This window comes from Candidatus Wallbacteria bacterium (genome assembly GCA_028687545.1).
Classification (GTDB): Bacteria; Muiribacteriota; JAQTZZ01; order JAQTZZ01; family JAQTZZ01; genus JAQTZZ01.
On record JAQTZZ010000009.1, the window covers coordinates 79,610 to 105,701 of the forward strand.

Genomic DNA, 26,092 nt, shown 5'->3' on the forward strand with positions numbered 1-26,092 from the left:
CAGCAGATTGATCAGTTTTCATCGATTCCTGCAAAAATCTGCGGAAAAACGCAGTAGAATTCGCAGGCTGACAGCACATGCTCTACAGGCACCTGATCCTTCGGACTGTGTGCATAAATCTCATTGGCAGGGCCGAAACCGATGCAGGGGATTCCATGCATTCCCATGATGGCGACTCCGTTGGTGGAGAAGGTCCATTTGTCGACAAGGGGCTGTTTTTGGAAGATCAGCTCAAATGCGGTTCTGGCCTTGGCAAGGTAGGGGTGGTCGTCAGGAAGGGTCCAGGTCGGATAATATTTTTCCGTAGGATAAACGAGGCCAGTGTAGGCTGGGTTCTGGTATTTCAGGATTTCCACGCGGCCGCCGTGCTTTTTGACTGACTGGAGAGCCTGGATTTCAGCTACTGCCGTGTCTTTCGTTTCGCCTGTGGTCAGGCGGCGGTCCAGCTGGATCGTGCATTCATCAGGGACTGCGCACTGGGAAGGGGAGGAAAAAAAGATCTGTGTGACTGTGACTGTACCCTTGCCCAGAAAATCATTCTGTCTGAGTCTGCCGTTCAGCGCTTCGATTTCCTTGACAATGTCGGCCATTTTATAGATGGCATTGTCCCCGCGTTCAGGTGCAGATCCGTGGCAGGACAAACCTTTCACAACCACCCTGATTTCCATCCGTCCACGGTGGCCGCGATAGATGTTCAGATTTGTCGGTTCTGTGATCACAACCAGATCCGGTCTGAGTTTTTCTTCATTGATGAGATACTGCCAGCAGAGACCGTCGCAATCCTCTTCCATCACGCTGCCAACGAGATAAAGGGTATAGTCGCCGGACAGCCCCAGCTCCTTGATGATTTTGGCGGCATAGACAAAAGACGCGACAGGCGCTTTCTGATCCGATGCCCCCCGGCCGTAAATGATGCCGTCCTGAAGCTTTCCCTTGAAAGGGTCCATTGAGTCCCAGAGAGAAGGGTCTCCGACTTCCACGGTATCTATGTGGGCATCATAGGCTAGAATTTTCGACCCGCTGCCCAGACGGCCGATAATATTGCCAAGGCCGTCCACTCTGATCTCGTCCAGACCGACTTTCTTCATTTCCTTCTGGATGCGCTGCACGACTTTTTTCTCTCTGCCGCTGTGAGAAGGAATCGAGATGATATCTCTCAGAAAAGAAACCATGTCTTTTTCGTATTCGTGAACTTTTTCTTTGATTAATCTTACTTTTTCCTGCATGAATCCCCCATTAGAGAATCTAATAAAACAGTAGTTTTAAAGAGTCTCTTAATCATCTCACTATCCTTGTACCCGACTTTCCTTCGATGGCTTCTTCCATTTTTTCCAGCGAGGTGATAATGGCCGGTTTCCCGGTTTTTTTGACAAAATCGCAGGCCGCAATGATTTTCGGCCCCATTGATCCTTTGGGAAATTCACCCTGTTCAAGATAGTGCATGGCTTTATCCACACTCAGTTCGGAAAACAGTTCCTGATTTTTTTTGCCGAAATTGATGGCAACCTGATCAACGCCTGTCGCGATCAGCAGGAAATCCGCCTCGATTTCCTGGGCGAGGAGCGAAGAGGCGTAATCTTTATCGATTACAGCTTCCAGTCCGTCCAGGATCCCGTGATCGAGCTCGATTACAGGAATTCCCCCACCTCCGCATGCAATCACGATCACATCATCTGCCAGCAGCCTTTTTACCACAGAAGCCTCCACGATCCGGAGCGGTCTTGGCGAAGGCACAACCCGCCGCCATCCTCGCCCCGCATCTTCGACCATGATCCATTTCTTTTCCCTGATCATGGTTTCTGCTTCCTTGGCCCTGAAAAAACGGCCGATCGGTTTGGTGGGATTTTTGAAAGCCTGGTCATTTTTATCGATAATGACCTGTGTAATGACAGTTACAACATCTTTCGGGGTAATCTTCTGCTTCAGAAATGTATTTCTCATTTCCTGCTGAATCATGTATCCCATTCCACCTTCGGTGTCAGCAACACAGATTCCCAGGTCCAGCGGATAAATTTCATTTTCTGCCAGTTCCACTCTCCTGAGGGCGTTTCCAACCTGGGGGCCATTGCCATGGGTCAGGCAGAGCTGAAACCCTTTTTCCATGAATTTGAGCACATGCAGACAGGTTGCTCTGGTATTTGCAAATTGCTGTGGGATGTCGCCGATTTCGCCAGGTTTACTGAGCGCATTTCCCCCAAGCGCAATCACTGCGATTTTCTTTTTCCCCATGGAGTCCTCCTATGCAAAATCTGAAATTATTGATCTTGAACGTATTATCCCTGAAAAAAACATAAGATTCAAATTCAGAGCGTGATTCATTACTGGATCGGTGTCACATTAGATCCGTCTTTATTCATGAGAACTATACCCTTGCTGCCTGATGCAGCCACCAGCTTTTCCCCTTCCTGGAAATAAAAGCCGCTGGAGAAATCCCCTCCGTCAGTGAGCTGGGTGAGATTATTCCCATCGGCTGATACCAGGAACAGATTGCCTCCCCTGGTAAAAATGATGCTGCTGCCATCCGGAGAAAATGAGGGATATGTATTTTCAACATTGGTATATGTAATCTGAACCTGGTTGTTCCCATCAGAGTCCATCGTGAAAATTTCCCAGTTGCCGTCCCGGTCTGACGTGAAAGTTACGCGGTTGCCAAGCGGGGAAAAGCTGCTGTATTTATCGTTGTAATTATTGTTTGACAGATTTTTTTCGCCACCCCCGGCCGAGTCAACCACATATAACTGGTAATTCGAACCGCTAGAACGGGTGAAGATTATTTTTCCGTTATCCGGACTGCAGCAGGGATAATTATAATCTACTCCCGCTGGAGCGGAAGTCAGGCGCTTCAGATTGCTCCCGTCCGAACTTATGCTGTAAATGTCGAATGAAGACCCGTTTCTGTTGGAAGAGAAAACTACCATGGACCCGTCCAGCGAAAAATATGGGTTCTGGTCTATCTTGCCGGAGCTTGCTGTGAGGTTTCTGAGATGCTCCCCTGACATGTCAGTACTCCACAAATCATGCTCTGAGATCTTCGTGATGACTATTTGCTTGCTATAGTAATCAGCAAACAAATCATCTCCATTTGATGGGGTTGACGAGTTCGGATCGATCCAGTGGCTGCCGTCCGGAATTGGCTCGCCTGCTGCCAGTCCGTTGGCTGCGTCCGCGCCCCCGAACTGGACTTCCAGAATTCCGTTAGGACCTTTGCTGACGATTCTGCAGAAAAATGGATCAAGCAGGTATTGATTGTTCCAGGAGTCAAAAAATCCCTGTGAATCCGTCATTCCTCTATCCGTACTGCTGCTGAAGTAATTTCTCAGGTCTAAAATGCTGGTGGGCCAGTGGGCTTTCTGTTTGAAGTAAAGCCTGCAGTAATCTGACAGTTTGGCAAGATCCGCCTTGACTTTCAGGTTACGGCTCTGATCGATTGCTGACTGGTAATGCTGATATGCAACTGCCAGCAGGATGAAGATCATGGTGACCACGATCGAGAGCTCAATCACTGTAAAGGCACGCCTGCCGGATTTCTGAGGGTTAGCTTTCGGATTGTGAAAGAAATTGGACACCATTTTGGGAGGCCTCTGTGAAATTGAAAGTCCAGATCAGTATCCTGTAAAACGCTAGGTTTTGCAAATAAAAAAGTCCTGCATAGGCAGGACTTTTTTGATTCAGGTAAAAAAACTTAATTCACGTTGTAGCTGTAAGTTCCATTTTCGGGAGCTGATGAAGGCAGGGTTTTATAAATACCGGTGGAATCTTCAGCTTCCAGATAATAATAAATCGAAATTCCAGACTGCTGCGCAGGAATCACGCCTTCGAAAGTTCCGCTGCCGCCTGTCAGTTTGATCTGCTTGAACACGCCTTCCGGGCTGGTGGACCAGTAAGCGCAGACTCCATCCTGATTTAAGGGATTGATGCTGTCGATGGAGACACGGATCTGAGTCTCTTCGCCGGCTCTGGAATCTCTGACTGCATCGTGCCGGAGGGTTACAGGTGCTTTCGCGACCAGCTTGGTAATGCAGTGAATCGCACCATTGGCTGTGATGATGTCATTGCAGTCAAAGCCCTTGACGTCGTATCCGGGAAGGATTTTCTTGTAAACATCAAGTGCAGCCTGGTCCTGGGCTTTTCCGTAAATCGGCACCAGCACCTTTTTATTGAAAATAAGCGAGTTGGTATAGGAATAAGAGGTGGTTCCATATCCGCCGTCGTGGACATTGGGCATCGGGATGCGGACGACTTTGAAGGGATTGCCCAGGCCGTTGGTTTCTGAAGCCAGTGTCTTGGCGTTTTCATCCAGGACCGCGGCATTACCTGTGGCACCGTCTGAAGCCGGATTATACTGGCCGACGATAAAAGTGTCGTCAGTCAGAAGTTTGCAGAACATGTCGACATGACCTGTGCCGTCTTCCACCATTTTTTTGAGGACGATCACTTTTTTAACTCCGAAGTAATCCTTCATATACTTGCTGAGCTGTTCTCTTGTCAGGTTGGGGTCGCAGCCTTCGCCGGCATCAAAAACCACGTCTGTCATGATGGCTACGCCGTGGCCGTCCAGGATCAGGTTGCCGCCTGCAGTGATCAGAGGGCAGAGATGGCTTTTTAGTTTCAGGTAAGCGGCAAGTTTGGTCGGAAACTGGTCGTCATTTGGTCTGGGGCGATTATAATCCAGGTCAATCACTTCTCTGTTGCCATCCTGAGTGTAAATCCACCATGGTCCGTAGTCGCGCATCCAGACTGAATCCAGATTGCAGGTGAAAAATTCCACGTTCGCCATGTTGACTCCATAGCTTGTCAGAGCGCTTTTAGCGGAACTGAGTGATGAACTGTCAGAGCTGACGATCACTTTGCCGTCAGCAGCCGCATACTTGATCAGATCTTTAAGCAGCGAAGTGTAACCTTCCCAGCCAAAGCAGACGGCATCGGCCGGATCGAATTCAGAAGGTGCGGAGGCTATATTGGCCGGAGCTCTCAATGCACGTGTATCAACGTGCTTGGTGGCCAGATATTCATCAAAATGATTCTGGATGTACGCTTTTTCTTGCGGAGTGAGATTGTTGGGCAGGCAGGCGGCCTGCAGTACGATTGTTCCGGTGATCAGCAAAAGCAGCAATAGGCTTCTTAACATGCGCTCTCCCCCTTAAAAATACATTCTCGACTTAGTCTAATTATAAAATTATTCAGAGAAATTGCAAGAAATTTCCTGAAACTGCCTGTTACATTTCGCTGCGGTGACTGTCGTCTTATTCCGGAAGAATAGAATCAGACTCCTGATTTTTCGATTGAAATAGACGTGATTAGAACTTATACTATAAGTTAGCGTATATTTTACGGAGGTCGGTAATTGAGGTTCTTTCTTTTTACCCTTCTGCTGCTCCTCCAGTTCCAATTTTCACTCCCCCCGGTTACAGCTGCGCCTTATGGCAGCGTTGACTTGTCTTTACTTTACAGACTCCATCCATACAATCTTTTTTTCTACCTGGATGATTTGGGGACATATATTCTTCCTACTACACTTTCCAAGCGGAAAGGAGGATATGATCTCGACAACCTGTATCTGATCCAGATTAAACTGCGGAAAAAACTTAGCGAAAAGCACCAGAGCCAAATCCGCGAAGCCCGAAAAATCTTTGGCGATATTGCGGATCTGGAATTTAATCTGCAGGCTTTAGCCGAGCAGTATAAATCCGCACAGGCTCAAATGACCGATGAAGCCGTGATCAGCGAAAATGACCGGAATTATTTGCAGGCAAAGAAAACCATTGAAGTCAGGATCAATGATCTCTACGAAAAGCAGCGAAAAGTAATGGACGAATTAAGCAGGGTATACATTGCCGGAAAAAAAGAGGAAGACTCCATGAAAAAAACTATTCAGGAGGACATTGCTTCAGCCATTGAACAGATCAGGAAAGAAGCCAGCATCGGGAAGCTTTTTTTTCTTCCTGAATCTGACAGGAGAGAAAAAAAGATTTCAGCCAAAGCAGATATCCGTAGTCTATGCGCCGGACGCAGTAAAGATCTGGCTGAAGCAGATCAGAGTCTGGTAGACTGCCTGGTTGGAGCTTTGAATGATTATCCGGATTTCTGCCGGGCCAGGGATACATTCATTCTTTATGGGGGTGCGGATTTCACCTGCGAAATACTGGGAAAAATCTATGACAGATACTCTGTTTCTCTTGAAATCAGGGAAATTGTACTTGGAATGGTTAGGGGAGGAAGCAATTGAGGAAAGTAATTTTGATTGTCAGTTGTGTTTTGATGCTGCCGATTCTGGAGGCCGCCACCGGCGTGGTGGATCTGGGAATGGCTTTCAACTGCCATCCGCTGGTTCTTTTGTATTATTATCCGCAGTATCAGGCTTTTCTCAGGCCGCTGACCGTGAAACTGTCCGAAGCGAGCATTTTAACGGCGCAGAAAGACCTTAAAGAAGCGAAGGCCAAAGCAGAGGCAGAGAACCAGGCTAAAATCGCGGAACTGACAAAGAAAAAAGAGGCGCTGGATGCCGCTAAACAGGGCCTGCAATGCAAAATGGACATGGCCAAGAACAATTATTCCCAGGAGCAGGCGAGAGTCTGTTACGGAAAGAGTCCGGAGGAAATAATGAAGATAAATGTGACTGGCAGCCAGCAGCTGGAACGCACTTTATCTCCGTTGCAGGCACAGGTGGACTCCATCGATCAGGAGATCGCCGGTCTGCAGAAAGAGGAAAAAGCTTTGAAAAACAGGACTTTTTATCTGGAATTCACCACTCCGGAAGAAACGTCCAAGCTGCTTGCCAGGGTCCGCGCAGATGTCCGGGAGGCGGTTAAAAAAGTTGCTGATGCCAAGGGCATAGACCTAGTGATCAACAGTGCGGTCTACAAAAAAGCGAAAAACAATGCTGTGGCCGGCAGGGATTACGCGGCGCCCAGTTTTGACCGGATCCTGGCAATGTCCGGCATCTTCAGCAAGGAAATGCTGTCCCGCAATGACCTGAAATCGTTCACCGGGATCTATGTGCAGAGGCTGGAAAACGAAGGAGGACCTCCGCCTGGAGAAGGCTATTTTCAGGGTTTCCTGGCTGGGGAAACCACAGACCTGACTGCTGATGTGGCAGCTGCATTGTTGAACGGGAGTGAAATTCATTCCAAGGTTCAGGAATCCATTATTACCAATCTGAGGGAAGGCTTGAAATGAACCCTGCGCTCAAATCGCATGAAACAAATTCATCCGGACATAAGTATTTTAATATAAAAGTCTATAAACCTGGGGGAAGTATGAAAAGAATCTTTCTCTTTTTCCTGCTTTTCGGCCTGTTCTGCAATCTTTATGCATCGAGTAACGGCGATATATACAAGCGGAACGGACTGCTTTATGTGATGATCGGGGACGGAAAGAACAAAGGAGTTTACGGACCTTTCCGTGCAACCCAAGAGACAGTCGTGGTCACAGACGGGCATGCCAAGAATGCTCAGTATCTATTCAGTCCAGGCACGTTCGGCAAAGCCATCGGTGCCGACCTGTTCGGCAACGTCTACTGCCTGTCTGCTGACAATGCGGGTAAATTCGGACCGCCCAGACTTACAAACAAGGAATTAGCCAGACTGGCTGGAGAGGGCTACCCTGAGATGGGCGACCTCAATGCCGGTAATTTTTATCGCATCGGCAAAGGCCTGAACAAAGTGCCGATTTATGCGGCCTATGGCGGACCCGGCGCTGTGGCCAACGGAACCCCTGCCGGAGGAGGCACCTGGGCCGGCCACTGGGGCCACGGCTATCAGGCTGCCGCGCACGGCAAGAACCGCGGGCGCTGGCCTCTGTCCGGTGTGGGAGACTTTGCCAGGGTTTACAGCTACGGCAACAACTTCTGGAAGGATGACAGGCAGTATGTGGTCATCCCCAATGGTTTCGGCATGGACACCAGCGTCAACGGCATTCTTCCCAACGGACGCCCCACCCACATGAGAACTGCGAGCCATTACGGCTGCTCCCAGTTCAGCTGGATCCTCGACTTTGTGGAACGGCATATTACTTACTGGGATGCCTATTACCAGGATCCCAAGCATATCATTCAGGATGCCGGCGACTGGGACGTGTATGCCGACACTTTTTCCGGCTTTGAGAAGGTTTTCAAAGACTTTCAGGACAATTACAAATATCAGTGCGAGGCATCGGCCTGCAACGACTCTCCTCCGGGCGAGGATTACGGCGCTCAGCCCATGCCGACCTGCGGCCTCGGGTACATGTGCATCTGCATTACCTGCACAGGACACAGGTATTTTTACCAGGACGTACCTGAACCGATCCTGAAAGTGGGTCTGATGGAAACAGACGTGGCCTCAGGAGCTGAGATGGACCCTGTCAATCCCAATCTGCTCGCTTACTGTCCGCCCAGGATGATGCCGGATAACGGCTCCGCCGAGCAGATCGGCGCTGGAATGCTTGCCCAGAACGGGCTGCAACTGAATCCAGGCAATGATCCGAACGGGAATCCGCCTGATTACACGCACCGCACCACTTCGATCGGAGCGGCCACCAGAGACAGGTCAGGTGACTGGATCTACCTTTCCGAAGCACCGGACATGTCTGTAGCCGACCAGTGGGATGGACACGGTGGAATCATCTATGAACTGCAGGCGGCAGGCGATGACAACACCCCAGGCCAGATCCGCATGAGAAACATGGAAGGCAATCCTACCGGCATGGGCAATCAGCAGACCTGCACCAATGACATGACCTTCGCTGCCCTGAATCCGGGCAAGATTTACTCGATCGCCGGAGACGGAATCGGCAACCTCTACTACATGATCAAAAAGCAGGAACTTCAGCCCCCAGGCTGGGATCCGGATAATTCCCCCGGTGTGATCGCAAATGTCAGGAAATATGTGCCGGCTCCTGGTGATCCTCCGATTCCCGGCGTCACCCATATGTGGGATGTCTATCTCGGCGACGGCTGGTTCGGTACAGTCTACAGATGCAAAGAAAATGCTCAGACCACCAACCAGAAGAGGGTTTTCAAGATCTTCCTCGGCGGTAATGTCTACCGCAGGCAGGAATTCGGCACCTATCTCAACGGCGTGGCAAACTGTGTGGTGAAAGCCAAGGCCGCACTGGACGTCAGCAGTTCTGTCGACGCCAGCAAGATCGATGTGGACCTGGCTGTGATCAATATCGCAGGACCGCCGATCGCTGATGATGATATTGCGCATATCGATATTATTGGTCCGCTCGGCAGGGATATCGACGGAGCCAAACCGGATGAGGATTTTGTGGAAGAAGACAACTGGTATGAATTCAGCGTGGAAAATCCGCCTTCTTTCCGTGGAGACCCGCTGGACAAACAGGACAATTTCGGCGAGTCCGAGCTTCAGAAACGGCCCACCAACAACCACAACCCGTTCACAGGCGGTTATCCCATCAGCCTGGTGGAAAAGGCCAAAGACGGCAGACCCGGACTTGTCTACTACTTCAGGGTTCTGGATTCCCTGACCGGAAAGCAGCTGCTGGAATGGTGGATGCCCAATGCCACCCCGACGATTCCGGGACAGGTAAACGGCGGACTTCCTGCCAATGAAAACGTCAAACTTGTCACTGAAAAACTGGACCGCACTGTCTTGAACACTCCTGACAATTATGTTTATGCCGACGGCACAGACATTGAGAAGAAGGGTTTCTCCCTGTACTTCAAGGACCCGGGTGTTTACTATGTCCAGGCAATGGCGGTCTATCTGAGATATAACTACGAGGAAATGCCATTTCCTTCCTTCATGAATGAAAGAATCGAACTCGGCTATTACTATGCCACTTCCGATCGCGCCACTTTCAGCTGGCGCGACAAGAAATGCAAGCTCAAAGGAGGCTGGACAACAGACAGCGGCCTTCCGGACGCATGGGGAACTGCTACGATACCAGGTGACCCGAATTTCATTGCCCAGCGCACCTTGCATGTCAAGCACCGCTCGATACAGGTGGGGCAATACATTACTCACATCAAGATCAGGACTACAGCCGGAGGTCAGGATGCCACAGGACTGTCCGGAATGCCTGGCGGAAATTACGGGTTCAAGGTCATGGAAGACGTTGTGACCCCGATCCGCGCCTCATTCTATGTACAGTGGGCGAAATATCTCCAGCCTTATCAGGCGGGTCCTCCACCTGCCCCCACCACCAATGACACAGAAGTCCCCTCTTCCTGGCTCGATGAATACAACGGCATCGGCGTCTGGAACTATGCCGGGGGAGGGATGCCCAACAACGCGGTTCCTGGAGCAGGAGACGCGAACAACATGGCCAACTGTCTCAGGGGCAACCCAGGCGATCCTGTCCCAGGGGGCAAGGATAATAATCTTGACGGCAAGATCACGCTCGAAGATTATCCTTACAACGGTTTCGATGTGCCGAAACCCAACGGAGATGTCGCAACCAGGGTCGGAACTTTCACAGGGGATGAAGATGGCTCAACGCCAAATCCCATCAGTCCTGGTCAGGCCACGCCGATCCCTGGCAACGCCCTGATCGACAAGGACTGGGAGAGCATCAAATTCGCCTGGTATGTAGGAGCATACATCTGGGATTCCAAGGCTAATCCGCCTTTCTTCAGATGGTTCCAGACAAAGGTCAGGGACGGAAATCTGACTGACCGCAACCTGGTGGTCTCCAAAGTCAGGGCTAAGGAGATCGATGCTTTCGACAGAATGCCTGAAGAAGGCCAGCCACCCGCTGACATGAATCGCAGGAAGCTTTACAGGGTTGAAATAAAACTGGATCCCGCAGACATCCACAAATGGGTAATGCCGCTTTCGCCGGCTGACGACCAGAAAGCCCCATTCTATTATGTCTGGGTCGAATTCAATTATCCCACGCTCGACTGGCAGCCCAGGGACATGCAGCCCCCAGAAGCCAACGCAACCCCTGTTCCCTCGTATTATGACCTGGTGTGCGGGGCTGATGCGAGGAACTCCTACAGGAACATCGACAACACTGCTGCGCAGTATGTCCCGCCCGAAGGCGACGTGAGCAAGTTCAAATCATATCTGGTTGAAGTAAAAGACAAGGAAGGACCTGCTCTTTACTACAAACACCGCTTCATTGCGAAGGGCGATGGATCGACAACAGGAGATATCTTTCCCAGAAATCTGGATTACCTGGTTGTGGACAATAACCCGAATCACAAACTCAACCAGAGCGATTTCAACATGCTGATCCAGATTGCCAACCCTTCAGCCAGGGATGGCAACGGGAAATATGACAACAACCCGGATTCCGAACAGAGGAACGTATACCACGACTACCAGTGTGGGATTCCAAATCCTACGGAACTCGGGGGGATCAACTTCGAAGGAGCTCTGATAGATACCGAGAGCGGAGATTATAACAAAGATGTCTGTAATATTTCCGGCGACGGCAAGATACAGAATGACTTCGACAAAATGGTGATCAATGAGCGGGACGACACTGACTATTACCAGAAAACCGGCGCAGAATTGGGACTGCTGAGGCATATCCACCGCTACATGTATCTGCGGATTCCTAAGGACACTGTAGGACCGATGGCAGCCAACTATGACAATCTGCTCTACTGGTTTGTCTGTGGAAAAGACGCGACAGGCAATACTATGAACATGCAGGGTTCGAGCTGGACAATCCCACCCAGGGATGTCGTAGCCAATGTACCCTGGAGCTTCCTGGCCAAAGTCGACAACCAGGACAATGACGCCCCTGAACTGATGTTCCTGATTTCCATCCCAAAACTGGGGCGGGTGATCAACTTTATCCAGGCAGACGACGACCGCGACAATATCTTTGACGATCCGAAATACGGCTTTGCTGACGAAAGCATGAACAGCGCTGTGATCTCTGCCGCTTCACCTGAAAAAACGGCGCTGTCAGACACGATGGTCTGGGACGAAAACACAAACACTCTGCTTGAGCTTGACAACCTGAACGGAACGAAGCGCGGCAGAATCAGGATCACTGTCACAGGCGATGGCGTGGAAGAACCCAAACTCGAGCGGACCGTACTTTCGGATTACTTCCTGACTCCGACTAAATATGAACTTGATCCTGCAGACAAGCCTTCTGGTGCCAGCTGCATGGAAAGTCCATTCTTCAACTTCATGGAATACTTGAAGCTGAAGCCCGAAGCCGGCGGAGCAGGCAAACCGTATGTGATCGGAATCGACGAAGACATGCGCGTGATGTTTGAAGTCAGAGCAAGAGACAATGTGGATTACATTGAACCAGAGAAACTTGTCAGCCACAACCTGATGCAGGAACATGGAGGGTCCGGCAACTTCCCATTCACATTCCAGAATGCGGTGAAGGAGATCACTCATAATTTCACCCAGGGGATCGAGGGAGAGCTCAGCCTGCCTAACCAGAACATCAGCATTGACAACATCTACCCTGACCAGTTGAGACATGCTGTCTGTTTCTTCCAGTTCAGGGACAGCACGAGGATTGATCTGAACGATGTGGACAGGACTGTGGAATGGATCAAAGTCGAAGTCAAGGACAAAGCTGGAAATATCAGGGCTTTTGAGATCCCGTTCAGAATCCTTGATACCAAGCTTATGGACGAATTGCTGAAGAGAAAGAAAATGGACATCAAATTCAACAATCCAGACGGTCTGTAAGCACTTTTCAGTGAGCACTAACACAAAAGGCCCGCCGCAAGGCGGGCCTTTTACGTTTGCAGGTATCTCCTTTTTCTGTTAAGATTTTCAGGATGAGAAAAATCAAAGTACTGCATATAATCACGCGGCTGATTCTGGGAGGAGCCCAGGAAAACACACTTCTGACTATTGAAGGCCTGCAAAAGACCGACAGGTATGACGTCAGACTTCTGACAGGTCCTCTTGAAGGTCCGGAAGATGATCTGCTTGCCTTCTGCAGGGAGCACGAGATTCATTACACTGTTTTTTCGCAGCTGCAGATGGAGATAAATCCGTTCAAGGATTTGATCACTCTCTTTGAACTGTACTTTTTTCTCAGGAAAAACAAATTCGATATTGTGCACACCCATTCCGCCAAAACAGGAATTATTGGACGACTTGCGGCCAAAATGGCGGGAGTGCCGATCCGGGTGCACACGATTCATGGCCTGCCCTTCCACCCCTATCAGTCAGAATATTTAAACCAGCTTCAGATAGCTCTGGAAAAAAGCGTAGCTGGAATCACAGACCTGATCCTCTGCGTGGCAAAAGCCATGATAGACAAATCTGTCCAGGCCGGTATCGCAGGGAGAGAAAAATTCTATCTGGTGCGCAGCGGTTTTCCGGTTGATCCATACCTTTATGCTAAAAAAGATGAAGGTCTTGCCAGGAGACTGGGAATCGAGCCCGAGGATGTGGTAATCGGAAAAGTGGCCAGATTATATGACCTCAAAGGGCATAAATATCTGATCTCAGCTTTTCGGGAAGTGCTGAAGAAAATTCCCAGTGCCAGATTGCTGCTGGTGGGAGACGGCATACTCAGGGATGCCTTGACAGCCCAGGCTGAAGAACTGGGAGTGCTTTCCAGAGTGATTTTTGCAGGAGAGGTGCCGAATTCGGAAATACAGCGCTATATAGCACTGATGGATTTACTGGTTCACGCTTCTTTGCGCGAGGGACTGGCAAAGATACTGCCGCAGGCTCTTCTGATGGGAAAGCCAGTCGTCAGCTTTGATATTGACGGCGCGTCAGAAATAATAGTTGACCATACTACCGGCCTTTTGACTCCTCCTGAAAATGTGGAGGCACTTATTGATGCATTGATTTTCATGATGGAAAACAAGGCTGAGGCCAGCATGATGGCGATCAGGGGAAGAAAACTTGCGCTCAGCCTGTTCCCGGTGGAGCGGATGGTCAATCAGATCGATGAACTATATCTGCATCTTCTCAACGCAAAAGCAATCCACATCTGATCTTTGGAAAGCCATGCCATTGCCTACCGTCTGCGTTTGGCCACTAGTGGACTGTTACTTCAATTGCTGTAATAAAAATGTCCCCCCACCTGAATCTTGCGGGCTTTGATGTACTTTTCACTGGCGTTTTCACAGACATATCCCCAGGCCTTGACCTGAACTCCCAGTTTGTCGTAGCCGAAATAGTTTACGTCATCACTGTGCAGGTCTACTTTGATTGTGCCGGTTTTGTCCTGGATGAAAAGATACTGGCCGATATAGTCAGTCTGAAGCAGAGTGCCCTGGACACTGACAAACTTTCCTGTTTTTGAAGCCAGCACTTCCTTGACGGTTAAAAAGCTGTAAGCGAAGGCTGTTAGGGACAATAGAACGAGCAGGAAAAGAAATCCTTTTTTCATGTTTGCTCCTTGACAGAATATTGACAGCAGATTACCATAAAAGCCTGAAAAACAAAAGAATCCGGCCGAGTATTTGCTTTTTGAAGATTCCTTCCTTAAAATAGGATGAATTTAAAATTGTGTAACGACAAAACCATAAGGAGTGACAATGAAGTCTTACAAAACAGACCAAATCCGCAACATCAGTTTTATTGGAAACGGGGGAACCGGTAAGACATCACTCCTGGAAGCGATCCTCTTCAATCTCGGCGCAAACAGCCGGCTTGGACGCGTTGATGACGGAACATCAGTCTGTGATTATCAGCCTGAAGAAACCAAGAAAAAGATGAGCATGGTAGCTAAACTCGTCACCCTGGAAAAAGGTGAACTGAAATACAATTTTTGTGACACACCGGGTTTTGATGATTTCCAGGCTGAAGTGAAACGCGTGGTACCGGTAACCGAGAACATTGTAATGGTGCTTGATCCGGGAACCGGGATTGTCGGACATACTGAAAAAGTCTGGGAGTTTGCCGCACAGACAAAGAATTTCAGATCTTTTTTCATCAACAAGCTGGACAAGGAGCGGGCAGACTTTTTCCAGATGCTTGGCCTGGTGCAGGAAACTTTTGGTAAATACGCCCTGCCGGTGTTTATCCCGATCGGCAGAGAGCAGAATTTAAAGGGTGTGATAGACCTGATCCAGATGAAAGCGTATCTAACTGAAGGGGATAATTCAAAGGAAGCTGAGATCCCGGCTGATCTGAAAGAAGAAGCGGCAAAACACAGAGAAAAATTGATGGAAACCGCTGCCGAGACTAATGAAGCCCTGATGGAAAAATATTTTGCTGATGGCACCCTGTCTTCCGATGAGTTCTTGAACGGGCTCCGCTTGTCCTATCAGCAGGGGACGTTCTTCCCAGTGTTCTGCGGCTCTGCCTATAAAAACATTGGTGCCAGAGAGCTGTTTCTGAACTTCGAACTGCTGTTCTCATCACCTGCCGCGATCACCGAATGGAAGGGAATCAATTCTGCCACTCACGAGGAAGCTGTGCGGAAGCTCAGCGAAACCGAACCTGTGTCACTTTTCATTTACAAAACCCAGCAGGAGCAGCATACAGGGGAATTGGTCTTCTTCAAGGTGATCTCAGGCCTGCTTAAGACCGGCATGGATCTTTTGAACACCTCAAACGACAATTCCGAGCGCATTAACCAGGTGCTGTCTTTACGCGGCAAGGAAAAAGTGGATATCTGCGATCTCTGCCCTGGAGATTTAGGCATCACCATGAAATTGAGGGGTTCATACACGAGCCAGACTCTTTCTGATCCTAAAAATCCAATTTCCTACCCGAAAATCGAATTCCCGAACCCTGTCCTTTCCATCGCGATCGTCCCCAAAACAAAGGTGGACCAGGAAAAATGCTCAGCAGCTCTGGCGAAGATTTCGGAAGAAGATCCTACTTTCAGAATGCAGTTCATGGCTGAATTCTCTCAGCTGGTGATTTACGGAATGGGCGAATCTCATTTGAACAATATCATCGACAAGCTGAAAACCCGCTACAATGTCCAGGTGGATGTGGATAAGCCCAGGATCACTTATCGCGAAACCATCAAGAAAAAGACAGGTTGCGAGAAGAAATACAAGAAGCAGTCAGGCGGACGCGGACAATATGGCCATGTAGTGATGGAAATTGCGCCGATGCCCATCGACAAGGTTTACGAATTCGAAGAGAAGATCTTTGGCGGGTCTATCCCTGGAAAATATATTCCGTCCATAGAAAAAGGAGTCAAGGAGGCCATTGAGCACGGCGTGCTCGCCGGATGCCCTGTGATCGGCATTCATGTGGCTGTTCTGGACGGATCTTACCATGATGTAGACTCTTCAGATATCGCTTTCAAGATCGCCGGATCCATAGCCATGAAGGATGGGATGGAAAAAGCCAATCCGGTTCTGCTTGAGCCGATCATGGAGATCGAAGTCAAAGTGCCAGAGGAATTCATGGGAGATATCATGGGGGATCTGAATTCCAGGCGTGGCAGGATCCTTGGCATGGGATCCCACGGAAAGAGCCAGACAGTCAAGGCGCTGGTACCAGAAGCTGAACTTTATAAATACATCAACAATCTTAAATCCATGACTCAGGGAAAAGGCACCTTTGCCATGAAATTCGATCATTACGAGGAAGTGCCTGCAAACCTTGCGCAGAATATTGTGGAAGAACTGAAGAAGTTCAGGGTAGCAGAAGCAGAAAAATAATTTTTAAAACACGCGCCTGTAGCTCATTTGGATAGAGCGCAACACTCCGGATGTTGAGGCAGGTGGTTCGAATCCACTCAGGCGCACCATCCCAGAATGTTGAAAAACATCGGTCTGCTGCGTTGCACTAGGCCTGCGCGGCTCACCGTACGTTTAGTACGGTTTCGCCTTGCTCGGTCTAGTGCGCCTTGCATACCTCGTTTTTGAACATTCTGGATAATGGGTTTAATTTTCCAAAACAGCTTGCCGCTTTTTAAAAATTCCAGTTTCGGAAAAGCATGTTTGCATTTCAGTCTAAACCTGAACCAAACTGCTTAATGGTGAGAAAAGTAACCAGAATAATGAATTTCAGTTCGGAATCATATATCATGTTATGGGAGCAGATTTGTCCAGAAAGACAGAGCCGGTTAAATTAAAAGTCACGATTCTCGGCGGGTTTGAGAGTCGGCTGAATCAGTCGTTCCCTCTTTTCGCTGCCGGAGTGGCTGCAGGCTTCCCTTCCCCGGCAGACGATTATATAGAACGAAAACTGGACCTGAATGAGCACCTGATCAGACATCCTGAAGCCACATTTTTTGTGCGGGTGGAAGGTGATTCCATGATCAATGCAGGCATCCATTCGGGCGACATCCTGATCGTGGACCGTGCGATTGAGGCTGCTGACGGAAAGATAGTGGTAGCCTTGCTGGACGGAGAATTCACAGTCAAACGCCTGCGCTGTGCGGAAGGAAAACATTATCTCCTGCCTGAAAACCCGAAATATGCCCCGATCCCGGTCAAGCCGGATTCAAACTGCGAGATCTGGGGAGTCGTGACGTATTCGATCCATCAGGCATGAATAAAATATACGCCCTTGTGGACTGCAATAACTTCTATGCCTCGTGCGAACGGGTGTTCAACCCTGCCTTGCGGGGAAAGCCGGTGGCAGTGCTTTCCAACAACGACGGCTGCATTGTGGCAGCTTCGGCAGAAGCAAAAGCACTTGGGCTGGGCCTGGGTTATCCGGTTTTTGAATTCGACCAGCTGCTGAAAAAACACGATGTCAGATTGCTCTCTTCCAATTATCCGCTATACGCTGATCTTTCGCAGCGTGTGATGAGCACTCTGCGCCGTTTCAGCCCTGAAGTCGAGATCTATTCGATCGATGAGGCCTTTCTGGGGTTCGAGGGTTTCGGGCTGAACCTCACTGAATACGGATTGCGGATGCGCGAAACCGTGCTGAAATGGACCGGGATTCCGGTTTCGATCGGGATCGCGACTACCAAGACCCTGGCCAAGCTTGCCAGCAAGTTCGCCAAAAAGAATCCTGTTTTGAGAGGGGTTTTTAATCTGCTGGACCGCAGTGACCTGGATCAGATTCTGGAAAAGGCTGATGTCGGTTCTGTCTGGGGTATAGGCCGCAGATTCGAAGAACTGCTGAAACGTAATCGAGTCCATAATGCACGACAGTTGCGGGACAGCCGCGACGGCTGGATCAAAAAGCACATGGGAGTAGTCGGTTTACGTACAGTGTATGAACTGCGGGGAATTTCCTGCATCGCTCTGGACCATACTCCGCACGCCAAAAAGGGCATCTGCGTCTCCCGCACTTTCGGCCGCTGCGCGATCGAACTTTGCGAACTGCGCGAAGCGATTGCCTGCCATACTGCCAGAGCTGCGGAAAAGCTCAGGCAGCAGAAGTCTGTAGCCGGATTCATCACAGTTTTCATCTCCACCAACCGTTTCAAGGACAATTACTATTCCAATGCCTGCACCAGAGGCCTGCTGGAACCTTCCTCGTTCACGCCGGATCTTTTAGCCGAAGCTGAGATCGGACTTCGGAAGATTTTCCGGCCGGATTTTCCTTACAAAAGGGCAGGCGTGATCCTCTCAGAGATCTGTCCGGAAAATGCTGTGCAGCAGGACCTGTTCGAGCCGCAGGGGAGTTCACCCGAAAAACTGAGACTGATGGAAACCATGGACAGGCTCAATAAAAAACTCGGCCGGGATACAGTGCGCTTCGCGTCCACAGGCATCAAACGGGCCTGGAAAATGAAGCAGCAGAGGCGCTCGCCTTCATACACCACTTCCTGGGCTGAACTGCCTGTGGCGAGAGCAAAGTGAACTGCTCTTCAGTCAGATAGACAACCGAAAGAAAAAACCATATTATTAGTGACATATGCGATTCTACCTGATGGATAGAATAACTGAGTTCAATATCGGCAAATCCGCCCAGGGTATCAAAAATGTGACCTTGAGCGAGGATTTTTTCACAGATCATTTTCCACGGCACCCGATCATGCCGGGCGTCCTGATCCTGGAAGCTTTGGCGCAATTATCCGGGCTGCTGCTGGAAAAGTCGGTGGAGTCCGAATTCAAGATCTCAATCAAGGCTTTTCTGACAATGATGGAAAAAACCAAATTCAGACATGTTGTCGAACCTGGGGATGTTCTGGTCCTCAAGACCGAGATCCAGTCTCTGCATGAGGATTCGGGTAAAGTGAAGGTAAAGGCTCTGGCCGGAAACAGGGTGTCTGCCGAGTCTGACATGATCTTTGTATTCAGAAGCTTCCACGATCCTGCACTGGAAGAAAAAAGAAAAAAGATCGAGGAATTCTGGCTGAAAGGTATACAAAAGGCTTGAAAAGGCGGGTCGCTGTCACAGGGATCGGCATGATCAGCCCGTATGGAGTCGGCAGAGAGATCAACTGGAGCTCACTCCTCGCCGGCAAGACTGCATACGGTGAATTGGATTTTCCTGAAAAATACGGCATACCGTTCCATACAGGCGGGAAACTGACCTGTTTTGAACCGGAAAAGTACATTTCCCAGCGCAAGCTTCTCAAATACATGAATCGCGAAATGCAGATGTCTGTGGTGACCGCTCTGGAAGCAGCATCCGACTCAGGCCTGGCTGTTAAAGAAGTTCCGCCTGAGTCGATCGGCATTTATCTTGGCACAGGCATCACCTCAGTAGAGATTGAAGAAATACTCTCCATTGCCGGGAACTCCACAAGGGACGGCAGGATGGATCTTGAGCGATTCGGAAGCAATGCCCTGCCCAAGTGCGATCCACTGCTTTCTTTCAAGACCCTGCTAAACATGCCTGCCTGCTTCATTTCCATCCTGCTCGGGATCAGGGGCCAGAATCTGGTATTCAATTCATTTGGCGGGCAGGTACTGCAAAGCATCAGCGAAGCATTTCTTGATATTGAATCCGGACAACTGGAGTCAGCTATTGCTGGTGGTGTTGATGCCAAGGTCAGCTTTACCGGCTTCATGACTCTGAAATCTTTCGGTCTGATCAACCAGAATGCTTCCGCATCCAAACCATTCGGTACGCACAGGAAAGGAATGATTGTTTCAGAAGGCGGTGCATGTCTGATGCTCGAAAACCTGGAGAACGCACAACGTAGAAAGGCAAAAGTTTATGCTGAACTCATCGGAGCCAGCACCGAAAACGATCTGGACTCAGGGTTTATTCCAAGGAAACCACTATATCTTGTGAATACGCTGAACAGCGCCCTGAATAAGGCAGGATTGAAACCCGGAGAAATCGACTGCATACTATCTGGCGCCTGCTCTGATCCTTGCGGAGATGCTGCAGAAGCTGCCGCGATCACTGAAGTTTTCGGAAGTAACAATCCTCAAGTCTGCTCAGTAAAGGGATACACCGGGGATTTTATTGCCGGAGCAGGAACCTTTGATCTGGCGGGCAGTGCCTTGATGCTGAACGAACAGACTATACCCCCGGGATTCGATCCTGCTGAAATCGATACTGATCTAAATCTAAATTTAGCTGGAAGAAACCTGCAGAAAAAAAAGATCGATACAGTCCTATGTACTGCTTTTTCCGGCGGGAACCCCAAAACCTGTTTTATATTGCGGAGATGTCCATGAACAGGGTGGTGATAACAGGACTGGGAGTTGTTTCCCCTGTCGGCGGAGATAAGGTCGAACACTTCTCGTCTCTTCTTGCAGGACGTTCCGGGATCAGTATGCTCAAGCACTTCAATGCCAGCACAATCCCGGTCAGGATCGGCGGAGAAGTAAAAAACAGAAAGCTGATTCCTGAAGCAGTCTCAGAACTGGCTGACACTGGCGATGACAAGATCGGTTTCGGATATTCCGCATTTCTGCAGGCATATCAGGATGCCGGTTTTACCGGGGAGATCGACGGAGGGCTTAACCTGGGTGTAAGCCTGGAAATGCTGCCTCTGGAAAAGGTAGTGTTCAATTGCGAGGAAAAAATCCGCTATGCCGAATTTTTCAGGCGTTATTCCCAGCCAGGACAGTCGATTCAGATTCCCCTGGATACTTTGAGCCGCTACCTGATCCGGAAATTCAGGCTGTCAGGCCCCTGCTTCCTGAACTGCTCTGCCTGCGCCGCAGGCACTCAGGCCATCGGCCATTCTTTCCGTAAAATCAGGAGAGGCGATGTGAAGCTTATGTTTGCAGGAGGGTTTGACTCCATGCTCAATCCTCTCGGTATCGGCGGATTCAGCCTGCTGGGCGCGCTTTCACAGAAGAATGAGCTTGGTGCAAAAGCCTGCAGGCCGTTTGATCGCAGGCGTGATGGAGCAGTGCTTGGAGAAGGTGCCGGAGTCATAGTACTGGAGGAGTTGGAATCCGCTTTGAACCGGAAGGCGAAGATTTACGGGGAAATCATCGGTTACGGCAGTTCGCTCGATGCCTACCGCGCCACTGACCCTGACCCGGGCGGCGAAGGAGCGGCGCTTTCCATGCGCCAGGCGCTCAGGGACGCAGCCATTGAACCTGCTGATATCGGATACATCAATGCCCACGGCACTTCCACTCCCAAGAACGATGTGATGGAAACTCTGGCCATCAAAAAAGTCTTTGGAGAGTCAGCTGGAAAAATCCCGGTCAGTTCCACTAAATCCATGATCGGGCATCTGATCGCTGCAGCAGGCGCAGTGGAAACTATTTCCAGCCTGACCGGATTCATTCACAACAGGATTCATCCAACGATCAATTACGAGCATCCTGACCCTGAATGCGACCTGGATTATGTGCCGAATCAATCCAGAGCTTGGAACGGCAGATACATTCTCAAGAATTCTTTCGGTTTCGGCGGCCAGAATGCCTGCCTGATTCTCAAGCGCTGGGAGGAAAAATGAAACTCATTGATAAAATCGCACTGGTTACAGGCGGCGGCCGGGGCATAGGTCTGGCCATTGCCAGGGAACTGGCGGCCCAGGGAGCAGATGTAGCGATCGCTTATCTCAAGGAAGACGATCAGGCAGAAGCTGCCTGTGAATTGATCAGGGAATGCGGGAGACGCGCCCTGAAAATCAGATGCGACATCAGGAAAGAGGAAGATTGCGGGAAAGCAGCAGAAGAGGTTTTCCAGGCTTTCGGGAAGATCGACATTCTGGTGAACAATGCGGGAATAACGAGGGAATACAGCTTTGTGGGCATGAGTTCAAAGGAATGGCAGGATGTGCTGGACACAAATCTGACAGGAACTTTCAACATGTCCCGTGCGGCTGCCAAATTCATGGTGATCCAGAAATCAGGCAAGATCATCAACCTGTCGTCAGTGCTCGCCCAGAAAGGCGGCCGTGGTCAGGCCAATTACATAGCCAGCAAAGGCGGGATAGAGTCGCTCACCAGGGCTCTTGCAGTGGAGCTTGCCGTAAAAAATATCACTGTGAATGCAGTTGCTCCGGGAGTTGTAGAAACCGAGATGAGCAGGGAAGTTCTTGCCAGGAATAAGGAAAAAATCATGGAAAAGATACTCCTGAAGCGGCTCGGTTCCCCTGAAGAAGTCGCGAAACTGGTGGCTTTCCTGTCCGGCCCTGACTCTGATTACATCACAGGACAGGTGATCTCCATTGATGGCGGATTCGGGATTGTGTATTGATAATCAAGAAGCTTTGGACACGAAAAAAGCAGGAAATATAATGGACGAAAAACATTCCCTTAATGTGGTTGAGAAACAGCCTGTTACACAGTCACAGCACGAAGAAAATGAAAGTCTAGCCGTATTTTGCATGACTGTTGTGATTTTTATCACTTATCCCATCTTGGTTATCGGATATTCGATCATGGCAGGCATGGATATGGATGTAGGAAACAAGGCTGTTCCAGTTCTATCTCTTCTGGCCGCATTTATACTTTGTCCTGCACTGGGATTTCTGACTGGTAAAAAAATTTCCGCTGCTGTTTGGAGCAAAAAGGCAAACATCGAGCAGGAAGATGAACACAATGGTCAAAGTTACGGTTCAATGTTTGGATTGCTGATAGGTGGCATAGTGGGCACTGCAATCTGTCCGGTACTAGTAATGGGAGTTGCAACATTAAACTACTCAATGTTGTCAGGCGCGATTGTTTTAGGTACCGGCCCTGGGCTGGTAATTGGGATGGTCATCGGCAGTATCGTCGGACGGCTTCTGGAAAGTAAAGAACTCAAGAGAAAGCAGAAACTTATCGCAGATCATGGTGATGAAAATGGATGAAAACAGGCAAGAAAAAACAGTTTGTCTGAAGAAACAGCAGAACTATTGGCCAGATAATCTGCGGACAGTGGATGGAATTTCTGGGTTATGCTTGTTTTTTGGATATTTCATTAACCAGATGTTTTACGGAAACAGACACATTATTGCACGCGCAATGTCTTTTTACATTGCATTTCTTGTCTGCCATTACATCGGCATACATGTCGTAAGAAAAATCTATTCAGCAGTAAATGACGATATTAAAAATCAAAAAAAAGGATATTCAATAATTGGTATAAAACATGGAATTGTCTTTGGAGTTCTGATTGGTGGAATAATCGGAACTGTAATAGCGCCAGTCGCATTCATCAAAATATTTTCTTTGAATTTTGACGTAGTTTGGGAAAATCTTTCATTTTGTACATTCGTTGGAACCGGTCCTGGCATGTTGATAGGGTTGATAATCGGCATTTTTGTAGGGCCAATATTAGCAAAGCAAGAAGCCATAAGATTATCGGGATCTAGGGAATAAAATGAGTAAAAACCAGCAAATCAGTCAATCGAAGCGGAACCATGGTGTAAATCTTGCAGTTGATTGCATGATGACAGTAATTTCGATTACGTATCCATTTTTATGTATCGGATATGTTGTTATGAAAACCTTGGATATGGATTTAGGGAACGATGCTATCCCTATCATATCAATTATAGGTGCATTAATTTTCTGCCCTATTTTCGGATATTTTGCTGGATGGGAAATACTTATTGCAGTTAGGAATAAAATACTAAACAAGAAGAAGAGTTCCATTTTTTTCGGACTTGTAATTGGTATGTCGCATGGCATGCTGATCGGGGGAATTGTAGGAACTGCAATCTGCCCAGTTCTTGTAATGGGAATTTTAACTCATGATATGCAGTCTATATCTGAGTCCATAATTTTCGGAACAGGCCCTGGTATTTTACTTGGGTTGATAATCGGTAGCATAGTAGGGCCGAGACTCGCTATGGAAGAATTCGAAAGGCACGAAAAAAAAGCAAGAGTTCGCAAAACAAACACAAGACACGTTAAAAAAGAGATAAATCATGATTTATAAAAATGTTTTGACTGAACTTATGAAAAGTCGCAGGAGTGTGCGCAAGTTCAAGCCTGACAAGCCACCCCTTGAGCTGATCAAACTGGCTGTGGAGGCGGCAGTGGCTGCGCCGTCAAACAGCAATTCACAGCCCTGGCGGTTTATCTATCTGGAAGATGCTACGAAAATCTCTGCACTTGCGGATCTTGTGGAAGCTGCTGTAAACAAGCTGAGCCAGAAAATAGAGGACCAGGAAAAGCGAGGGGAATATTCGCGTTATGCCACCTATTTCAGCTTTTTCCGGCATGCGCCTGGATTGATCGCTGTTGCCTGCAAAGAAGCCAATTACCTGAATTATTTCCTGCCGACTGAACTGCAGCTAGTCCAGACTGTAAATCCGGAACTGTGCAGCGTTTCCGCAGCAATCCAGAATCTGCTGCTTATGCTTCACGCATCAGGTCTTGGTGCCTGCTGGATGACTGGGCCTCTGATCGCAGCCCGGGAGATATCCGGTTACATTGGGTTGAAGGAACCGTATTTTCTGGCAGCCCTGATCCCTGTGGGTTATCCTGCCGAGGAACCTGCAATACCCCGCAAAAAAGAACTGGACAAGATTTTTGTGATAAAATAATGAATGAGGGCAAATTTTGGTGGTGTGCAGCCAGAAGTCGTGCGTAAAATTTGCCGAGTATTCATGCCCACAGACTGGCTCCTGCGGAGGAGTTCAAAGGCGTTGCTGAAAACCTGGCTTGTGGTAGAATCCCACCGAAGCAGGATGCTGAGGTGCGCGCAGCCGCAGATAAGTGAAGTCCTGCAGCCGGCACTGGATGCAGGACGAAACGACCGGAGCAGGAGTCTGTCTGTGGGAACAGCGAAATACAGGCTGATTTTCATGTAAGCAAAGCTTTCTGAGGTGAATAAATGCAAGACAGCGAAATCATGGAAAAAGTCAAAGACTGCCTGGTGACTGCGCTGGGAGTTGACCGGAAAAAAATCGAGCTTGACAGTTCCCTGGTCAATGACCTGGGCGCAGAATCCCTGGACCTGCTGGACCTGGTTTTCAGGCTGGAACAGACTTTCAAAATCAGGCTTTCCCGCGGGGAAATGGAAAACAAGGCGAGAAAAACCCTGACTGACGAAGAATTCGAGCAGGACGGGATTCTGTCTGCTGCAGCGCTGGAAAAACTCAGGGAACAGATGCCGGAAGTGGCGGCGGATAAATTCAAGCCAGGCATGAGGGCGAGCGATATTCCCACTCTCTTTACTCCCAGGACCTTTTTGCGCATTGTGGCCGAAAAACTCGAATCAGAAGATAAGGCCTCATGATACTCAAGGACAAACGGGCTGTGATCACAGGCGGGACCGGAGCCCTGGGCGAACTGATCTGTGAGGTGTTTGCCCGCGAAGGCGCATCTTTTGTCTTCACCTATCATCAGAACGAAAAAAAGGCGCAGACTATTATTGAAAACCTGAAAAAATACGATTGCAGAGTCATACCTTTCAAGCTCTCCCTGCTTGATTCTGCTGCGATCCGTGAAATGGCAGGAATGGCTGAGAAAGAGCTGGGCGGAGTCGACATACTGGTGAACAATGCAGGAGTCACCCAGGTGATGCCTTTTCCCCTGATCGAAGAGGAAGACTGGGACAGGATCATGGACGTGAATGTGAAAGGCTATTTCCTGGTCACAAAGGAAGTGGTGCGCGGCATGATCAGGCGCAAATCAGGATCGATTGTGAATATCGGTTCGCTGGCAGGCCACAGGCTGCTGGAAGTGCCTGTGCATTACGCAGCAGCCAAGGCTGCGATCAGCGGATTCACTTTGGCCCTGTCGCGCGAACTCGCCAGATACAACATCCGGGTAAACAACATAGTGCCGGGCATGCTGGACAGCGGGATCGGCAAGAATGTGCCTGAGAAGCAGTATCAGGAATATCTGAAATACTGCATGGCAGGCAGGCCGGGTAAGCCTGCCGAGGTCGCTGAACTGGTTGCTTTCGTGGCTTCCGACAAGGGCAGCTACGTCAATTCACAGAATCTCTTTGCAGACGGAGGAATCTGA

Annotated in this window: 23 protein-coding genes and 1 tRNA gene; 19 read left to right on the forward strand and 5 right to left on the reverse strand. The window is 49.2% G+C overall.

What is annotated here, in order from left to right; all coding sequences use genetic code 11:
* Positions 1 to 11: 11 nt before the first annotated feature.
* The 4 genes from PHW04_06410 to PHW04_06425 all read right to left on the reverse strand — a co-directional run bounded on the left by PHW04_06410 (position 12) and on the right by PHW04_06425 (position 5,128).
* Complete coding sequence (locus PHW04_06410; protein ID MDD2715511.1) at positions 12 to 1,226, reverse strand: YgeY family selenium metabolism-linked hydrolase; 1,215 nt, start codon at positions 1,224 to 1,226, stop codon at positions 12 to 14.
* 52 nt (positions 1,227 to 1,278) lie between these two features.
* Positions 1,279 to 2,229 carry a carbamate kinase gene (arcC, locus tag PHW04_06415; GenBank protein ID MDD2715512.1) on the reverse strand — a complete coding sequence of 317 codons (951 nt, stop codon included), beginning with the start codon at positions 2,227 to 2,229 and terminating at the stop codon, positions 1,279 to 1,281.
* An 89-nt stretch (positions 2,230 to 2,318) separates the two neighbouring features.
* Positions 2,319 to 3,569, reverse strand: a complete 1,251-nt coding sequence (locus PHW04_06420; GenBank protein ID MDD2715513.1) for a DPP IV N-terminal domain-containing protein — start codon at positions 3,567 to 3,569, stop codon at positions 2,319 to 2,321.
* Positions 3,570 to 3,682: 113 nt separating this feature from the next.
* Positions 3,683 to 5,128, reverse strand: coding sequence for an agmatine deiminase family protein (locus PHW04_06425; protein MDD2715514.1), 1,446 nt, complete (start codon positions 5,126 to 5,128; stop codon positions 3,683 to 3,685).
* Between the two features lie 216 nt (positions 5,129 to 5,344).
* On the opposite strand from PHW04_06425, the gene PHW04_06430 reads away from it, so the two are divergent.
* The 4 genes from PHW04_06430 (at position 5,345) to PHW04_06445 (ending at position 13,885) form a co-directional block, all read left to right on the forward strand.
* Positions 5,345 to 6,226: a hypothetical protein gene (locus PHW04_06430; protein MDD2715515.1), complete on the forward strand. Its 882-nt coding sequence runs from the start codon at positions 5,345 to 5,347 to the stop codon at positions 6,224 to 6,226.
* Entirely contained in the window at positions 6,223 to 7,176 is a 954-nt protein-coding gene (locus PHW04_06435; protein MDD2715516.1) for a hypothetical protein, read from the forward strand. The genes PHW04_06430 and PHW04_06435 overlap by 4 nt, the downstream gene beginning before the upstream one ends.
* A gap of 80 nt (positions 7,177 to 7,256) precedes the next feature.
* Positions 7,257 to 12,614 carry a hypothetical protein gene (locus tag PHW04_06440; GenBank protein MDD2715517.1) on the forward strand — a complete coding sequence of 1,786 codons (5,358 nt, stop codon included), beginning with the start codon at positions 7,257 to 7,259 and terminating at the stop codon, positions 12,612 to 12,614.
* Between the two features lie 92 nt (positions 12,615 to 12,706).
* A complete protein-coding gene (locus PHW04_06445; protein ID MDD2715518.1) occupies positions 12,707 to 13,885 on the forward strand; it encodes a glycosyltransferase family 4 protein in 1,179 nt (392 codons plus the stop codon).
* A gap of 59 nt (positions 13,886 to 13,944) precedes the next feature.
* On the opposite strand, the gene PHW04_06450 is transcribed toward PHW04_06445, so the two are convergent.
* Positions 13,945 to 14,283 carry a hypothetical protein gene (locus PHW04_06450; protein MDD2715519.1) on the reverse strand — a complete coding sequence of 113 codons (339 nt, stop codon included), beginning with the start codon at positions 14,281 to 14,283 and terminating at the stop codon, positions 13,945 to 13,947.
* Positions 14,284 to 14,431: 148 nt separating this feature from the next.
* Between PHW04_06450 and fusA the strand changes: the two genes are divergently transcribed.
* The 15 genes from fusA (at position 14,432) to PHW04_06525 (ending at position 26,092) form a co-directional block, all read left to right on the forward strand.
* Positions 14,432 to 16,519 (forward strand): elongation factor G, encoded by a 2,088-nt coding sequence (fusA, locus tag PHW04_06455; protein MDD2715520.1) that lies wholly within the window; start codon positions 14,432 to 14,434, stop codon positions 16,517 to 16,519.
* A 12-nt stretch (positions 16,520 to 16,531) separates the two neighbouring features.
* Positions 16,532 to 16,608, forward strand: a tRNA-Arg gene (locus PHW04_06460).
* Between the two features lie 359 nt (positions 16,609 to 16,967).
* Positions 16,968 to 17,357 (forward strand): translesion error-prone DNA polymerase V autoproteolytic subunit, encoded by a 390-nt coding sequence (gene umuD, locus PHW04_06465; GenBank protein ID MDD2715521.1) that lies wholly within the window; start codon positions 16,968 to 16,970, stop codon positions 17,355 to 17,357.
* A complete protein-coding gene (locus PHW04_06470) occupies positions 17,354 to 18,622 on the forward strand; it encodes a Y-family DNA polymerase (protein ID MDD2715522.1) in 1,269 nt (422 codons plus the stop codon). The genes umuD and PHW04_06470 overlap by 4 nt, the downstream gene beginning before the upstream one ends.
* A 55-nt stretch (positions 18,623 to 18,677) precedes the next feature.
* Positions 18,678 to 19,142: a 3-hydroxyacyl-ACP dehydratase FabZ gene (fabZ, locus tag PHW04_06475; GenBank protein ID MDD2715523.1), complete on the forward strand. Its 465-nt coding sequence runs from the start codon at positions 18,678 to 18,680 to the stop codon at positions 19,140 to 19,142.
* Positions 19,139 to 20,398 (forward strand): beta-ketoacyl synthase N-terminal-like domain-containing protein, encoded by a 1,260-nt coding sequence (locus PHW04_06480; GenBank protein ID MDD2715524.1) that lies wholly within the window; start codon positions 19,139 to 19,141, stop codon positions 20,396 to 20,398. Before fabZ ends, PHW04_06480 begins: the two co-directional genes overlap by 4 nt.
* Complete coding sequence (locus PHW04_06485; protein MDD2715525.1) at positions 20,395 to 21,639, forward strand: beta-ketoacyl-[acyl-carrier-protein] synthase family protein; 1,245 nt, start codon at positions 20,395 to 20,397, stop codon at positions 21,637 to 21,639. The genes PHW04_06480 and PHW04_06485 overlap by 4 nt, the downstream gene beginning before the upstream one ends.
* A complete protein-coding gene (locus PHW04_06490; protein ID MDD2715526.1) occupies positions 21,636 to 22,385 on the forward strand; it encodes a 3-oxoacyl-ACP reductase FabG in 750 nt (249 codons plus the stop codon). Before PHW04_06485 ends, PHW04_06490 begins: the two co-directional genes overlap by 4 nt.
* 40 nt (positions 22,386 to 22,425) lie before the next feature.
* The gene (locus tag PHW04_06495; GenBank protein ID MDD2715527.1) at positions 22,426 to 22,980 is read left to right on the forward strand and encodes a hypothetical protein; all 555 of its coding nucleotides are present in this window, start codon (positions 22,426 to 22,428) and stop codon (positions 22,978 to 22,980) included.
* Entirely contained in the window at positions 22,973 to 23,491 is a 519-nt protein-coding gene (locus PHW04_06500; protein ID MDD2715528.1) for a hypothetical protein, read from the forward strand. Before PHW04_06495 ends, PHW04_06500 begins: the two co-directional genes overlap by 8 nt.
* Before the next feature lies 1 nt (position 23,492).
* The gene (locus PHW04_06505; GenBank protein MDD2715529.1) at positions 23,493 to 24,053 is read left to right on the forward strand and encodes a hypothetical protein; all 561 of its coding nucleotides are present in this window, start codon (positions 23,493 to 23,495) and stop codon (positions 24,051 to 24,053) included.
* A gap of 19 nt (positions 24,054 to 24,072) precedes the next feature.
* Positions 24,073 to 24,663: a nitroreductase family protein gene (locus PHW04_06510; protein MDD2715530.1), complete on the forward strand. Its 591-nt coding sequence runs from the start codon at positions 24,073 to 24,075 to the stop codon at positions 24,661 to 24,663.
* Between the two features lie 144 nt (positions 24,664 to 24,807).
* Positions 24,808 to 24,930, forward strand: coding sequence for a hypothetical protein (locus PHW04_06515; protein ID MDD2715531.1), 123 nt, complete (start codon positions 24,808 to 24,810; stop codon positions 24,928 to 24,930).
* A 23-nt stretch (positions 24,931 to 24,953) separates the two neighbouring features.
* Positions 24,954 to 25,358 (forward strand): acyl carrier protein, encoded by a 405-nt coding sequence (locus PHW04_06520; protein ID MDD2715532.1) that lies wholly within the window; start codon positions 24,954 to 24,956, stop codon positions 25,356 to 25,358.
* Positions 25,355 to 26,092 carry a 3-oxoacyl-ACP reductase FabG gene (locus PHW04_06525; protein ID MDD2715533.1) on the forward strand — a complete coding sequence of 246 codons (738 nt, stop codon included), beginning with the start codon at positions 25,355 to 25,357 and terminating at the stop codon, positions 26,090 to 26,092. Before PHW04_06520 ends, PHW04_06525 begins: the two co-directional genes overlap by 4 nt.

Bases quoted from the DNA above. Each gene is read 5' to 3' on its own strand.
- fusA (MDD2715520.1), top strand. From the start codon at position 14,432: ATGAAGTCTTACAAAACAGACCAAATCCGCAACATCAGTTTTATTGGA.
- PHW04_06410 (MDD2715511.1), bottom strand. From the start codon at position 1,226: ATGCAGGAAAAAGTAAGATTAATCAAAGAAAAAGTTCACGAATACGAA.
- PHW04_06515 (MDD2715531.1), top strand. From the start codon at position 24,808: ATGCTGAGGTGCGCGCAGCCGCAGATAAGTGAAGTCCTGCAGCCGGCA.
- PHW04_06510 (MDD2715530.1), top strand. From the start codon at position 24,073: ATGAAAAGTCGCAGGAGTGTGCGCAAGTTCAAGCCTGACAAGCCACCC.
- PHW04_06500 (MDD2715528.1), top strand. From the start codon at position 22,973: ATGGATGAAAACAGGCAAGAAAAAACAGTTTGTCTGAAGAAACAGCAG.
- PHW04_06520 (MDD2715532.1), top strand. From the start codon at position 24,954: ATGCAAGACAGCGAAATCATGGAAAAAGTCAAAGACTGCCTGGTGACT.
- PHW04_06420 (MDD2715513.1), bottom strand. From the start codon at position 3,569: ATGGTGTCCAATTTCTTTCACAATCCGAAAGCTAACCCTCAGAAATCC.
- PHW04_06450 (MDD2715519.1), bottom strand. From the start codon at position 14,283: ATGAAAAAAGGATTTCTTTTCCTGCTCGTTCTATTGTCCCTAACAGCC.
- arcC (MDD2715512.1), bottom strand. From the start codon at position 2,229: ATGGGGAAAAAGAAAATCGCAGTGATTGCGCTTGGGGGAAATGCGCTC.
- PHW04_06485 (MDD2715525.1), top strand. From the start codon at position 20,395: ATGAACAGGGTGGTGATAACAGGACTGGGAGTTGTTTCCCCTGTCGGC.
- fabZ (MDD2715523.1), top strand. From the start codon at position 18,678: ATGCGATTCTACCTGATGGATAGAATAACTGAGTTCAATATCGGCAAA.
- PHW04_06425 (MDD2715514.1), bottom strand. From the start codon at position 5,128: ATGTTAAGAAGCCTATTGCTGCTTTTGCTGATCACCGGAACAATCGTA.
- PHW04_06445 (MDD2715518.1), top strand. From the start codon at position 12,707: ATGAGAAAAATCAAAGTACTGCATATAATCACGCGGCTGATTCTGGGA.
- PHW04_06490 (MDD2715526.1), top strand. From the start codon at position 21,636: ATGAAACTCATTGATAAAATCGCACTGGTTACAGGCGGCGGCCGGGGC.
- PHW04_06505 (MDD2715529.1), top strand. From the start codon at position 23,493: ATGAGTAAAAACCAGCAAATCAGTCAATCGAAGCGGAACCATGGTGTA.
- PHW04_06440 (MDD2715517.1), top strand. From the start codon at position 7,257: ATGAAAAGAATCTTTCTCTTTTTCCTGCTTTTCGGCCTGTTCTGCAAT.
- PHW04_06525 (MDD2715533.1), top strand. From the start codon at position 25,355: ATGATACTCAAGGACAAACGGGCTGTGATCACAGGCGGGACCGGAGCC.
- PHW04_06470 (MDD2715522.1), top strand. From the start codon at position 17,354: ATGAATAAAATATACGCCCTTGTGGACTGCAATAACTTCTATGCCTCG.
- PHW04_06495 (MDD2715527.1), top strand. From the start codon at position 22,426: ATGGACGAAAAACATTCCCTTAATGTGGTTGAGAAACAGCCTGTTACA.